The 13,241-nt window shown below is 68.4% G+C and carries 10 protein-coding genes and 1 tRNA gene; 5 read left to right on the top strand and 6 right to left on the bottom strand.

Features of this window, described 5'->3' with window-relative positions; genetic code table 11:
* Positions 1 to 96: 96 nt before the first annotated feature.
* From GTZ93_RS32670 to GTZ93_RS32660, 3 genes are all read right to left on the bottom strand, one after another.
* Positions 97 to 1,110 (bottom strand): hypothetical protein, encoded by a 1,014-nt coding sequence (locus GTZ93_RS32670; protein WP_120574315.1) that lies wholly within the window; start codon positions 1,108 to 1,110, stop codon positions 97 to 99.
* Positions 1,107 to 1,607 carry a hypothetical protein gene (locus GTZ93_RS32665; protein ID WP_139915129.1) on the bottom strand — a complete coding sequence of 167 codons (501 nt, stop codon included), beginning with the start codon at positions 1,605 to 1,607 and terminating at the stop codon, positions 1,107 to 1,109. The genes GTZ93_RS32670 and GTZ93_RS32665 overlap by 4 nt, the downstream gene beginning before the upstream one ends.
* 200 nt (positions 1,608 to 1,807) lie before the next feature.
* Complete coding sequence (locus GTZ93_RS32660) at positions 1,808 to 3,196, bottom strand: sigma-54-dependent transcriptional regulator (protein ID WP_161663188.1); 1,389 nt, start codon at positions 3,194 to 3,196, stop codon at positions 1,808 to 1,810.
* A gap of 249 nt (positions 3,197 to 3,445) precedes the next feature.
* Here GTZ93_RS32660 and GTZ93_RS32655 point away from each other — a divergent pair, with 249 nt between their 5' ends.
* The 4 genes from GTZ93_RS32655 to GTZ93_RS32640 are packed head-to-tail and all read left to right on the top strand — an operon-like array spanning position 3,446 to position 9,302.
* Positions 3,446 to 4,078, top strand: a complete 633-nt coding sequence (locus GTZ93_RS32655) for a hypothetical protein (RefSeq protein ID WP_139915131.1) — start codon at positions 3,446 to 3,448, stop codon at positions 4,076 to 4,078.
* 10 nt (positions 4,079 to 4,088) lie between these two features.
* A complete protein-coding gene (locus tag GTZ93_RS32650) occupies positions 4,089 to 4,979 on the top strand; it encodes an isoprenoid biosynthesis enzyme family protein (protein WP_139915132.1) in 891 nt (296 codons plus the stop codon).
* Positions 4,970 to 6,922 carry a S8 family serine peptidase gene (locus tag GTZ93_RS32645; protein WP_139915133.1) on the top strand — a complete coding sequence of 651 codons (1,953 nt, stop codon included), beginning with the start codon at positions 4,970 to 4,972 and terminating at the stop codon, positions 6,920 to 6,922. The genes GTZ93_RS32650 and GTZ93_RS32645 overlap by 10 nt, the downstream gene beginning before the upstream one ends.
* Positions 6,923 to 6,932: 10 nt before the next feature.
* Positions 6,933 to 9,302 carry a sensor histidine kinase gene (locus tag GTZ93_RS32640; RefSeq protein ID WP_139915134.1) on the top strand — a complete coding sequence of 790 codons (2,370 nt, stop codon included), beginning with the start codon at positions 6,933 to 6,935 and terminating at the stop codon, positions 9,300 to 9,302.
* Between the two features lie 169 nt (positions 9,303 to 9,471).
* Here the strand turns inward: GTZ93_RS32640 and GTZ93_RS32635 are convergent, their stop codons facing one another.
* The 3 genes from GTZ93_RS32635 to GTZ93_RS32625 form a co-directional block, all read right to left on the bottom strand.
* Positions 9,472 to 9,822 (bottom strand): DUF2019 domain-containing protein, encoded by a 351-nt coding sequence (locus tag GTZ93_RS32635; RefSeq protein WP_139915135.1) that lies wholly within the window; start codon positions 9,820 to 9,822, stop codon positions 9,472 to 9,474.
* Positions 9,819 to 11,171 (bottom strand): SitA5 family polymorphic toxin, encoded by a 1,353-nt coding sequence (gene sitA5 / locus GTZ93_RS32630; protein ID WP_139915136.1) that lies wholly within the window; start codon positions 11,169 to 11,171, stop codon positions 9,819 to 9,821. The genes GTZ93_RS32635 and sitA5 overlap by 4 nt, the downstream gene beginning before the upstream one ends.
* Positions 11,172 to 11,237: 66 nt before the next feature.
* A tRNA-Thr gene (locus GTZ93_RS32625) sits at positions 11,238 to 11,313 on the bottom strand.
* 297 nt (positions 11,314 to 11,610) lie between these two features.
* Between GTZ93_RS32625 and GTZ93_RS32620 the strand changes: the two genes are divergently transcribed.
* Positions 11,611 to 13,161 carry a Glu/Leu/Phe/Val family dehydrogenase gene (locus tag GTZ93_RS32620; RefSeq protein ID WP_120574324.1) on the top strand — a complete coding sequence of 517 codons (1,551 nt, stop codon included), beginning with the start codon at positions 11,611 to 11,613 and terminating at the stop codon, positions 13,159 to 13,161.
* Positions 13,162 to 13,241 lie beyond the last annotated feature (80 nt).

Genomic DNA, 13,241 nt, shown 5'->3' with positions numbered 1-13,241 from the left:
TCTCCAGGGGGTCCGCCGGCCAGGGCGGGCCTTCCCCTGTCCCCTTGTGAAGCCCGCCGCGCCTACAAGCGGGGGGCGCTTTCCCCGGCAGCGCCGCTACTTGAGCAACCCGAAGCTGTGCGACACGGCCACGCCCACCAGCGCATCCCTCAGGCTGGAGGCCTCGCCCGTCCAGTTGACGGACGCGCCGAGCACCGTGTTCTTGTCCAGGGCGAAGCTGGCTTGGGGGCCGAACTTCACGCTCGATGGGTTCTCCCCGCAGCTCTGGAGGCATTGGAGCACCTTCGCGCCCGCGGACAGCTCCAGCCGCTGCTTCAGGAATGCCACCCCGGGTCTCCAGGCCAGGCCCACACTTCCTCCCGCCTGCCAGGCTCGCTCCACGCGAAGGCCGCCGTCCTCCTGCGGAAGTTCCCGCAGTTGCGACTCCATGTCCGCGTTGATGATGAGCGACGTTCCGCTCCAGAGCTTCTGATCGTAGGCAACGTTCGCGGCCAGCCGCTCCAGCCGCTGGGAGCGGAACCCGTAACCCACGCTGGCCCCCAGGCTCAGACCGGGGCGGATGCGGGCAATCTCCGAGTCCTCGGCGGCGGTGCGCTTCTCCAGGCACGGAGCCAGACCCTCTTCGCTCTTGTCCTTCACCTCGGCGTCACAAGCCTCGTAGGCCTTCACGGAAGCATCCGAGACCCGCTGCCAGTCCGCGGTGGAGAAGGTGCGGACGTCCCGGAAGGGCGCGGCCCACTTGAGGGAGAAGGATCCGATGCCGTCACCAATGCTGTAGGCGCTCGCCACCTGCAGGTTCGTCAGCTTCGGATTGCCCGGAGCCCATAGCGCGCCGGGTGAGAAGCCGACCGACAGCACCGTCCCGGTACTGCTGGCTTCACTGGAGAACTTGAACGACTCACCCACCGTCGGCCGGCCGAAGAGCGCCGTCGAGGAGGAGGCCATCCACGGGTCCACCGTGGGCTGACTGTCGCGCTTGGCCGCGGAGTCGGTGGCGTTGACCGCGGAGATCTCGGGAGGAAGGTCCTGCGCGCTGGCACTCGAGGCCAGCACTCCCGCGAGCACGATGAGCCCTCTGCTGAATTGCTCGGAGCGGATGCGCATGCTCATGACTGCCCCCCTCCGAAACGCACGGTGCGGATGAAGCTGTCGTCGTTCGGGCTGCCAGGGTCATTGTCGCGGCCCTGGTCCAGCAGCTCGCGCTGGCCGCCCACGTCCACCCAGAGCTGGTACTTCCAGCCTCCGATGAGGAAGCGCATGACCGCTACCAGCTCGTTCTCCGTCCCGGAGGGCTTCAGCATCGATGCGGGGATGGGGAGGAAGAGCCGCCCGCCGGAGAAGATGCCCCTCGAGCCGGGAACGGGCACATTGTTGCAATACAAGTAGAGACTCAGCGGGGCGTTCTCCGGGTACCACGCGAAGGCCAATTCCAGATGCGGCGCGGTCGCCGCCACCACGTTCTGCGGCAACAGCTGCGCCAAAGGCGCATCTAGCGTCCGCAGGCTGTGCAGCAGCTCTCCTGCTTGCGCGTCCACGACGAGCGCGTGCTGGAGCTGACCGCGCAATGACTCGTAATGAGGCAGCAGCGAAGCATTCTTCGATGGCATGTTTCCCCCTGGGCGGAGTGGGCGACGCCGGGCCTGGCGCTCCGTCCGTCATCCAGAGGACAGCAACCGTCGTGCCGTCACCGTCACGCGCCGACCCGCGAGGGAGAACGCGGTGGCGGGAGCAATCCACCCAGTGCACATTGGCCGGCTTCAGCCAGGAGGCACGGGCACGATGGACGAAAGCGTCCGAGGCCCGCGGGCTACTCCACCTCGGGCGGCTCGTCCTTGCGCTCCAACCGTCTCTCTACTGCTTTACGACCGATGCCAAGCAGCCGCGCCGCGCCGCTCTTGTTGCCGCCAGCGAGCGCCATGGCCTCGTTGAGCAGGGTGGACTCGATGGCCTCCAGCTTGTTCGCCACGGGCAGCTGCAGGATGGCGCGCGCCATCGCCATGAGACCGTCCTCGGCGGGAACCGGGCCCTGCGAGGGCTCCAGATAGGCAGCCACCGTCTCCGCGCCGATGGGATCCTCGTCACAGAAGACAGCAAGGCGATCGATGAAGTTGCGGAGCTGCCGGACGTTGCCCGGCCAGGATCGCCGGGACAGGGCCTCCACTGCCTCCTGGGAAAAGCGCAGCGGGCGCGGCTGCTGGCGGCAGAAGTGGGCCATCAGCGCGGGGATGTCCTGGGTGCGCTCGTCCAGGGAGGGCACGCGCACGTTGAGGACATTGAGCCGGTGATAGAGGTCCTCCCGGAAGCGCCCCTGGCGCACGCGCTCCTCCAGCTTCGCGTGCGTGGCGGCCACGACCCGTCCCTGGAAGTGCTCTTCGGCGGTAGCCCCCACCCGGCGGAATCGCCCGGTCTCCAGCACGCGCAGCAGCTTGGCTTGAAGGGACAACGGCAGCTCGGCCAGCTCGTCCAGGAACAGCGTGCCCCGGCGCACCGCGGTGAGGTAGCCGTCCTGGCGCCGATCCGCCCCCGTGAACGCACCCCGCTCGTGGCCAAAGAGCTGGGACTCCATCAGCAGCTCCGGGATGGCGCCACAGTTGAGGTCCAGAAGCGGATCCGCTGAGTTCGGACCCAGCGCGTGGATGGCGCGCACCACCACCTCCTTGCCCGCTCCCGTGGGCCCGGTGACGAGCACCGGCCGATCCGAGAGGACGACGCGCTGGATGGCGGTGCGCAGCCGGCCAATGACTTCAGAGGTGCCCACCAGCCCCTGGATGCCCGTCTCAGGGGTGAGGCGCGCCCGGAGGCGCAGCACCTCGTGCTCCAACCGGCGCCGGCTGCCCAGCCCCTGGATGATGGGGAGCACCAACTCCTCGCACAGCTCGTCCTTGAGGATGTAGTCGTACGCCCCCGCGCGCATGGCCGCGCGGATCTCCTCCATTTCGCTGGAGGCCGTGACGACGACGGGAAGCGCCGTGAACTTCTCGCGGATCTCCGCCACCAGCACCAGCCCATCCCGATTGCGGGCGTCCGCGTCCAGCCGCACGTCGATGAGCCCGATATCGATGGCGGTGGTTGTCAGCACCCTCCGCGCTTCTTCGAGCGAGGACGCCTCATGCAGCACCAGTCCCTCCTGCGTGGACAGGATGCTCGCGAGGATGCGACGCGCACTGCGCTGGTCGTCAACGATGAGGATGTTCATGGGCCAGTCGGGTTCGTACTCCTGCGGTCCAAGACACCGCAAGCCATGTGCCACCGGCACGGAATACCCTCGCATGTGGTCCCGGCCCCAACGCCCGGAGTCGTGGACGGAACCGACCAACCATCGCGCGACACTGGTCGGAAACGTCCACCCGCACGACGGAAGCCCGCGGCGCCCCCGTGGGACAAGGCATTGGTTCAATCCTTGCCATGGCAGGCCTTCGCGCAGTGCCAAGGGAGGGGAATCGCCATGACGGACGAGAAGAAGACGAACGAGGCCACCGCTGAGGAGACACAGAGGACCCCCACGACCGTTCCCAACAGGGTCGCCGACGATCAGCGAGAGACGGTGCGCCGGGTGCTCAAGGCGCTCTTCAACGAGAACGACGGCGGCCAGAACGTGAAGGCGCTGCGAGATGCCTTGTTCATCAAATCGACCGGTCAAGCCAAAGTGGAAGCCAACGCGATCCTGGCCTCATTGAACGCTGTCGACGGCACGCCCACGGATGCTCGCTTCAACGACAAACAGCGCGCGGGGCTCAAGGCCCTGCTGTCCGAGCTGAAGTACGCGCCCATCTCGCCCATCGGGCCCTACGCCCAGCCCGACTTCCGCAACCGCATCTCACAGGACGCGCTGCACTTCTGGCGCGAACTGCTCTCCAAGGAGCCGGGAGAGGTGGAGGACTTCCACCTCCGGATCAGCGACTACGCGGCGGATCCGGGCAACCCGACCCGGCTCCAGCGCGTGCTCGAGACGATGCGCGCGTATGCCCCAGAGGGGACGTGGGGACAGAGGCACGCGAACGCGCTCGCGGCGGTCAACACCCGGAGCAGCGAGTTCCGAGGGTTGGCCTGGTACCACTTCGTTTCTGACATCTGGTGAGGGGGCCGCCATGAGCATGGACGCGACCTTCCAGGAAGTCCTCCGCCGCCTTCCGACTCCGCTCCAGGACTACGGACAAACCCTGCCCCACCGTCTGGGCATCACCCAGGAGCCCACCGGCGCCTGGGAGGAGTTCTGGGTGCTCGACATCAACCGCGACCTTCCCGGGTATGTGGCGGAGGATCCAGAGCACCCCGGCACCCGCCTCGTCTCCGACGCCACGCTCGCGCACTACCGCGCCGCGCACCACTGCGCAGCCATTCATGGGCTCATCGCTGACCGGCTCGTGGATTGTCAGGTCGCTCCCGACATGGGGCTGCTGCTGTTTCGCGGCATCTTCCTGCGTCAGTGGGAGCGCGAGCTGACGGCGGCCACGGGCGACCGACGGGTGGCGCGCGAGGCCCTCGCGCGGGCCCTCACCTCGCTGCGTCGCGGCACCGCGCTGGAGCTGCGGACGATGGCGCGGCGTGAGCTGGACCCGCGCACGTACGCCATCCAGACGCGAGAGAAGCTGCGCTGGGGAGGAACGGCGGCGAGGTGCCTGCTGCGGCAGACCGGACAGGCGCGGCGGGCTGAACTGCTGGAGCGCAGCTACGACCTGTTCTGCTTCGCCTTGCAGTGCATGGACGACGCGCTGGACTGCGCCGAGGACGAGCGGACGCGCGGGGTGAGCGTCCCGTCGGTGTTGGGCCTTCCCTCCGGGAGCCTCGTCCGGGCCATGCCGGCGCTGCTTGACTCCGCGATCACGCTTGCGAGGGAGGCCCGGCTGGAGCGACTGGCCTTGTGGCTGGGGAGCTTCGCCAGGCTCGCGCACGGGATCCGCCCCGAGGGCGATGCCGACAGGAATGAAGAGCTCGGGCGGCGGCTCGCCGTCGTCGCGGAGGGGGCGCTATGGGCCTGAAGCACCTCGGATACGCGCGAAGGGTCATTCTGGACGAAGAGCTCGATGAAGAGCTGATGGCCATGTATGGCGACAAGACGCTCGTCGTCTGGTCTGGCCCGGGGCTCGACGGTCACACCCCGCAGGCCGTCATCGGAGACCTCCAGCTCTACCTCATGGGGCAGCATGAGGTTCCTCCACCCGGCCCCCAGCTCGTCACCGCGCAGCCCGTCCTGTGCGCCCGCCGGGGAGGCCTGGTGCTCTCCACCGAGGACAGGGTGGATGGCTTCGTCGGCATCGATGACGAGGTGTGCACCGAACTCCCCCTGCTCGACCTGTGGCAGGGCGCGGGAGGAATACCCAAGCACGGCGAGATCCCCGAGCCCCAGGTCGTCGCCCACGAGGAGTCACTGCTCGTGTCCGCGCTCGACCTCATCGGGCTGACGCAGGCGAATGCCCTCCTCGGACCGGAGCACCCCACGCCCCGCATCGCCATCATCGATGAGTCTTTCTCGGGACTCCCCGATGAGCTCCCGGAGGGCTTCGAGCCTCCGGTCTTCCATGGGCTGCCGCGCCCGCTGTCCAGGTACCGGGGCCCCACCGAGGTGGGCCATGGCACTCGCATGGCGGCCACGCTTCAGGAAGCCCTGGGCCCCACCGTCCAGCTGGGGCTGTTCCGCCTCGTTCCCACCGAAGCAGATGTGCACAGCTCGTGGCTCGCGCCCACGGATCTCGCGCTCATCCTGGCGCACGCCATCCAGGCGTGGAAGGCGGACCTCGTCCTCATTCCAATGGGCGACGCACTGTGGGGCACCCCGCGCCATCTCCGGGCCGTGCTCCGCGAGGCGCAGCGGGTGGGGCGCGGGGGAAGGGGTGTCCCCATCCTCTGTGCCGTGGGCGACTCGACCAAGAACCACTGCCGGGACGGACCCGTCTCATATGCCCTGGGCGCCGACGAGCTGGCCAGCCAGCCGCAGGTGCTCGCGGTCTCCTCCACGGATACCGCGGGCCGGTGGTACCGCCGGTACAACGAGACGTTCTGCGCCCCCATCAACCGGTTCGGCCCCGCGGTCGCATTCAGCGCTCCGGGTGAGATGTACCGGGTGACGAGCATCGAAGAGAGACTCGTGGATGACTCCAGCGTGGCCTCCGCGCTGGCCACCGCCGCCACCGCCGTCGTGCTGCGCCAGGCGCCACACCTGCACGTGCACGAGCTGCGGGAAATCCTCCAGCGGACCGCGGATGTTCCTCCTCTCGTGGATGACGGCCCCGGCACCGCGCACGAGCACTTCAACGCGTGGGACCGGGAGGGCCACAACCCCAAGCTCGGCGCAGGCAGGGTCAACGCCCTCGCGGCCATGCTCGCGGCGGCGGACCCCGTCTGCTTCGCCCTGCTGCTCACCCGCTCTTGCCCGAGCCGGCTCCCCGCGCGCGGCGTGGCGGAGTCCGAGCCAGCCATCATTCGCGCACTGGCCTGGTACAACTGGGTCCAGGTCCATGCGGTGACACCGGGAGACGACCTGGACGCCGAGGGTCAGCGCCTGCTTTCGGGCTACCTCCGGGTGCGCGGAGTGATGGCGCGCAGGCTGCTGTCCTCCTCCCGGTGGAGGGAGTCCCTGATGTGGCTGGCGCGCCACCTGATGGCGCTCTGGGATGGGGACGACACCCTGCTGGATTCCGAGGGGAATCGCGATCACGGCGCCCTGGCGCTCCGGCTGGAGCATGCGCTCGAGACGCTCCGTGACGAGCTGGTCACCCCCGCATTCCCCGCGGACGCGGAGGAGCTCCTGCCGTGGCTCGATGCGCTGCGGGCGGAGCTGGGACGCAAGGGAGGACGCTGGCTCCAGCGGTTCATATTCGGAGGAGGCAGTGCGTTCGACCCGGTATGGCGGCCCGGGACGCCTACTGGAATCCTCCTCCGCGCCATCCTGACCACGCGCAAGCCACGGGTCGAGGTGGGATAGGCTTGCGCGAATGCCCTCCTCCGGCAACGTCCCCTGGCGCCAATCCAGGTCCGTGACGTGGCTCGCCGTGACCGCGGTGGCCCTGCTGCTGGCAGTGGCCGCCGCGGCCGCGGTGAACGCCTGGCGCGGTTTCGGAGCGCCCTTCCCCGGGCTCTTCGTGGATCCGTACGCGGACTTCTCCAACGTCTCCATGCCGGCCTGGGCGCAGGAGGGGCTTCCGCTCAAGTATCCCGACCGGCTCGTCGCCATCGAAGGACAGGCATTGCCGCGCGAGCTCCCCTTCCCGTCCCAGGCCGCCGCCGCGCGCATCGCCGCGCTGGCGCGAGACGGGGCCACGGAAGCACGGCTCACCTTCTCCACGTCCGAAGGCCCACGCGAGGTGCGGCGCCCCCTGCTGGCGCTGGGCACCAACGAGGTGGGCTTCTTCTTCGGCTTCTACGCCGTGGTGGCGCTCTTCCTCCTCTGGACGGGAGGCGTGGTGCTGGTGATGGCGGGACACCGCCCGGGCGCACGCGCCTACGCCGCGTGGACGGTGGGCGCGTACCTGCTCTTCCTGAGCTTCTACGACTACCACACGACGGCGGGGCTCCCGGCGGCCTTCTCCCTGGGCGGCGTGGGCTTCGACCTGGGTTTCCTGTGGCTGGCCTATGCCTTCCCCGAGCCCCCGAAGCGTGGGCGCGCGGTGCTGCGCACGGTGCTGCTGGCGGTGACGGCCTGGGGCGTGGGCGCCGCGGCGTGGATGGTAGTCGCGCCATGGCTGGGGCATGACGCGTCCACCACGCGCCAGGTGGTGGGACAGGGCGTCCCGGCCAGCATGGCCGTACTGCTGCTGTCCATCGTGCTGCGCCTGGGCCGGGGCAGCGGGCGGGAGCGGGCCGAGTTGCTGTCCGCCGCGTGGGGACTGGCCGCCGCGCCCGCGACGCTGGCCGTGGGCTTCTTCGTGGCGCTCGCGTCCGGCAGCGGCGTGGTGCACCTGTTCGTGCCCTTCGTCATCCCGCTGCTGCCGCTGTCCATCGGCTTCGCGCTGGTGCGCCACAACATCCTGGAGACGGACGTGGTGCTGTCGCGGCGACTGCTCGCGGGGCCCATCGTCCTGGCGTCGCTGGGCGGCGCGCTCCTGACCTGGCTCGCCCTGCGGCTGCTGGTGCGCGAGGGCGTGGAGACGTGGCTCCCCACGCTGCTCTCCGTCCCCGTGCTGGTGGGCGGGCTCATGGCCTGCAACCGCCTGACGCTGTGGCTGTTCTTCCCAGCCGCGTCGCAATTCCGCCCCAGCATCGAACAGCTCAGCGACCAGCTCTCCAGCCTCCACGAGATGCCCGCCATCCGTCAGGCCGTGGAGGCGGTCGTGTCCCGATGGCTGCCCACCAGCGGCCCCGTGCGCGTGCTGGAGGCACGAGAGCTGACGTCGGTCCCCAACCTCCCCGAGGACGCGCGGGAGCGGCTCAACACAGGCCAGCACGTGTGGACGCTGGAGACGCCGTGGCAGCGCCTGCTCGTGGTGCCCATGCGTTCCCTGGGGCGGCTGCGCGGAGTGCTGCTGCTGCCCCCCAAGCACCAGGCCGCCCTCTACACCAGCGAGGACCTCACGCTGCTGGCCACCATCGCGAGCCTGGGCGCGGTGTCCCTGCACCACGCCGAGGCGCTGAAGGAGCTGGAGGCCCTGCGGCGCAGTGACGTGGAGGCCACGCGCGACGAGAAGCGGTTCACGCTCGGGCTGCTGGGCGCAGAGCTGTCGCACGAAATCGCCTACCCGCTGAACTTCTTCCGCTACCTGCTCAGGCGCAGCGGCAAAGGCCACACGTTGGAGCCCCAGGACGTGGAGATTGGCAGCGAGGAAGTTGCGCGGTTGGAGCGGATGCTCGCTACGCTGCGCAAGCTGAAGTCTCCCGCGCCTCAGCTCGCGCCAGTGGCGCTGGTGGGTCCGCTCAAGCGCGCCCTGGAGCTGATCCGCGAGCCCGTGGAGGAAAAGCGGCTCTCCGTTTCCGTGGAGGTGCCGGAGGACCTGGTGGTGCTGGCGGATCCGGACATGGTGTTGCAGGTCTTCGCCAACCTGCTGCGCAACGGAGCGCAGGCGGTGGAGTCCGGGGGACGTCTCGGAGTGAGCGCCTCACTGGCGGAGGGGGGCGTCCGGGTGGAGTGCTGGGACTCCGGGCCCGGAGTCCCCGAGGCGCTGCGCGACAGCATCTGGAACCCGTGGGTGACGACCAAGGAGGGCGGATCCGGGTTGGGGCTGGCCATCACCCAACGGCTGGTGAGCAGCCTGGAGTGGCGCATCAGCCTGGAGCGGAAGGAGGAGCGCACGTGCTTCTGCCTTCACGTGCCGGACCGTGTGCTCCTCATCGCGCCCGCGGCGTCGAGGTCCGCCGCAGCAAGCGCCTGACGGCTCGAAGGTCTCGCCAGCGATGACACGCCGCCGAATCTCCAGCCGGTCCTCACCCGTCAGTCTTGCTGCTTTCCCTCGGCCTCGCACCCAGCGCCTCCCGTCGAGCAGGGTGCCATGTTGAGCACCCGAGTGGTGCGTTCACCGCGTGAGACCGCCGGCCCGCTCGCTATTCTGGATCCAGCGCCCAGGTGCCCTCCTCCCAGCGTTTCAGCGCCTGCCCCGCCTCGAAGGCAAAGAACCCCTTACGCTGAGCCACTTCATTCAAAACAGCCTTGGATTCAGCGGTCCGATAGCGAAGCAAGAATGAAGCAGCCGCGACCCTGACATCAGCCCTTTCATGTGTGAACAGGCTCGCAAGCGCCTCACGCCCGGCATCACCCTGAGCACGAAGTTCCTTGAACGCTTGGATGTAGAGGTCGCCGTGACGATCGTCCGGGTCGGCTCCCGGCTGGAAAATGGCATCAGTCTGAGCGGCAACGTTGTCGGCAAACTGCTTGACGAGGGCTTCCAGGGTCATCGCCACATCCCAGCCTTGATGTTCTCAATTGCGAGCAAGCCAAATTCCCGCTGAGCCGCATACGACTGCGTACTCAGCCACTCTCGAATTGTCATGTCCGGGGAGCCGGTGATGAAGGCACGCTTCCTTGAATAGAACGCGCTGACCAGGTCGTGGAGCGTCTTGTCCAGGGCGATGACATTCTCGGTATTGTGTATCGAGTCAGGACCGAATAGACGGACATTACCTTCGGTCTGCTCGACGATGTGATGCCACTCCCTGTTCGGGCCCGCGCTTCCTCGCGCCTTCGTCATGCCTCGGTGCGTCTGCCATGCCTTGAATCCAGACGAAGCGCTCCCGCCGCCACGCGTTCCACTTGAGGACATCGCCACTGCACCAGGCGCGAGGCCGAACGTGAAGCCGTCCGCGGCGATGGCGACAGTCTCGACCTGCCCCACGGCCGCGTAGACCACACCGGCTTCCGCCTCGGTCCGGACAGCGGCCCCAGCCGCTCCTGGCAAGCCCGGAAGCTTCGCGCTCAGGGTCGCGCCTGTACTCCCAATCGCAGCCGTCGCCAGCATCACGAACGCCCGCGCCGCCTGCCGGCCCATCACCTTGCCGAACCGCTCCCCCGCCCCGCGCAGCTCATCGAACGTCAGCGCCGCGTCCGCCTCGGCCATCAGGTGCCGGAAGCCCTGGATGAGTGCCCAGAACGTATCGATGCCCACGTAGCCAATGAGCGCTGCCGTAAGAACCGCCGCCACGCCCTTCGTCGCGGGCTCAGGCACGGTCCAGAGCAACGCATACGTGGCCGCCGTCCAGAACGCCGCCTGCACCAGCGCCTCGGGATTCGCCATGTCCTTCACGGCGTCCCACAGCTCGTCCAGCACCGCCCCCTTCGCCAGCGCGAGCGCCAGGGCGAAGCGAGCATCCTCCGTGACGACCGGGCTCTCCTTCAGTAGCCCCAGACAGTCACCCGCGCGTCCGGTCCGTCCACACCAACGCAAGTACGCGCGAGTCAGCTCCACATCCGGCTGCGACAGTTCCGCGTCCAGTGACTCCCCGGGCCCGAGTGGCGTGATGCGACGGCGCTGCACATCCACCAGGTACGAACCGCTCCGGGACTCCACCTCGAAGAGGCGTCGAGCCGCGTCCTGAGCCCGAGGCGACAACCGAAGCCCCGGAGCCAGCCGAGCCACCGCCGCCTTCAGAGCCTCACCACCAAGCGCGACCGGCCGGCCCACTCCTTCCGCACGAGGAACATGGACAACCGGTGAACCGCGCCCCGTGTCGAGCCGGACGACCCGCGTCCCGCCGCCGCACCCGACCAGCGCCCACCACAGGCACAACACCAGCCACGGCAGACGCACGCGAGACTCCAGAGCGCGAAAACGAAAAAGGCCGGCTGCCACAGGGGCAACCGGCCTTTCTCTTCTTGGAGCCGACATCCGGATTTGAACCGGAGACCTACTGATTACGAATCAGTTGCTCTACCAACTGAGCTATGTCGGCGCACCGAAAGCGGCGCGTAAGTACCATCCGCATCCGGACCCGGCAAGGAGTTTCTCCGGGGATTTTCGAGCCCCCGCCTCCACGCCCGCTTCTATCCCCCAGAAGCCATGACATTCATGACACGGCGCATCCGTTGGGGTGACACACCGCGTCGGCTAAGCCCGCGACTTTTCTCCATAATTTGGAGAAATGGCCTGCCGCCAGACTGGTTGAATCCCCGTGGCGGCTGTGCTCATAAGGGCGCCGCTTTCCCCAGTGGCCCCCATCCGGGTGGGCCCTCAAGGAGCACGTTCCATCATGGCCAGCGAAGAGACTTTCATGCGCGCCCCGGCCCCTACGCCCAAGCGCACCATCTACACGGAGGCGATGGAGATCTTCAATTACGCGGCGGATCTCATCGGCCTGGACAAGCGGGTGCGTCTGGAGCTCGAAGAGCCCGACTACGAGCACATCTTCTACGTCACCGCGAAGCTCAAGGACCGGCTCGTGCCGCTGTCCGCCGAGGCGGCGAAGTCCTTCGCCGACCTGTCCGTCACCCAGGTGCGCAACCCCGAAGGCCTGGAGCGCCTGGCCAACGGCAACCTCATCCTGAACGGCCGCGCCCTGCTGGGCTCCGACGTCGCCATCCGCCACGGCCACCTGCGCCTGCCGGACGGTCTGGTGTACCAGCTGGTCCCCGGTGAGTCGCAGCGCTTCAAGGCCTACCGCGTCCAGCACAACCAGGCCCGTGGCCCCTACAAGGGCGGCCTGCGCTACCACCGCGAGGTGTCCCTGGATCTCTTCAAGGCGCTCGCCGCGGAGATGACCTGGAAGACCGCCATCGCGGAGGTCCCGTTCGGCGGCGGCAAGGGCGGCATCCAGCTGGATCCGCGCGAGTACGGCCGCGAGGAGATCGAGGCCATCACCCTGCGCTTCATGTACCGGCTCAAGAGCCTCATCGGGCCGAACATCGACATCCCGGCGCCGGACGTGGGCACCAACCCGGAGATCATGGCGCTCCTCTACCGCCAGTTCTCCGACGGTGAGCGCGAGCGCCACAACCTGCGCGGCATCGTCACCGGCAAGGACGTGCGCATCGGTGGTTCGGAAGGCCGCGGCAAGGCCACCGGCCAGGGCGTCGCGTTCTGCATCGAGGACTACTACGCCGACCGCGGCGAGAGCGTGAAGGGCAAGACCTTCGTCATCCAGGGCTTTGGCAACGTGGGCAGCCACGCCGCCATGATCCTGGGGAACATGGGCGCGCGCCTGCTCGCGGTGAACGACGCTGACGGCTCCATCTTCAACGGCGACGGCATCGACGTGAACGCGCTGGCCGCCTATGTGGCGGACCCCAAGAACCTCAAGCGCTCCGTCGTGGGCTTCCCCGGCGCCCAGCGCATCGAGAAGAAGGACCTCTGGGACGTGCAGGCGGACATCCTCGTCCCCGCCGCCCTCGGTGGCGAGATCACCGCGGACGTCGCGGAGCGCCTCAAGGTCAAGCTCATCGCGGAGGGCGCCAACGGCCCCACCACCCCGGAGGCCGACCGCGTCCTGCAGAAGCGCGGCATCGAGCTCATCCCGGACATCATCGCCAACGCCGGCGGCGTGACGGTGTCCTACTACGAGTGGATCCAGAACAAGCGCATGGAGCGCTGGAGCGAGGCGGAAGTCGATCAGCGCCTTGAGCGCGCCATGAAGCGCAACTACCGCATCATCCGGGACATCTCGCGCAACCAGCCGCGCAAGACGGAGATGCACGACAGCCGCCCGTACTGCATCGGGAAGGCCGTGGACAGCCGCTGCGCCGCCATGATCCTGGCGCTCAAGCGCATCGAGGCCCACTACCTGCTGGAAGGCTTCTCGCAGTAACCGGCCTCAAGCCAGCTCCCCGCGTTGCCCCCCCGGGGCACGGTGTCTTCCCGCTTCAGTCGGGAAGGGCCGTGCCCCGT

This window comes from Corallococcus exiguus, assembly GCF_009909105.1.
GTDB classification, from domain to species: Bacteria; Myxococcota; Myxococcia; order Myxococcales; family Myxococcaceae; genus Corallococcus; species Corallococcus exiguus.
The sequence above is the reverse complement of the archived record's forward strand: the minus strand, read 5'-3'. Positions and strand labels throughout refer to the sequence as shown.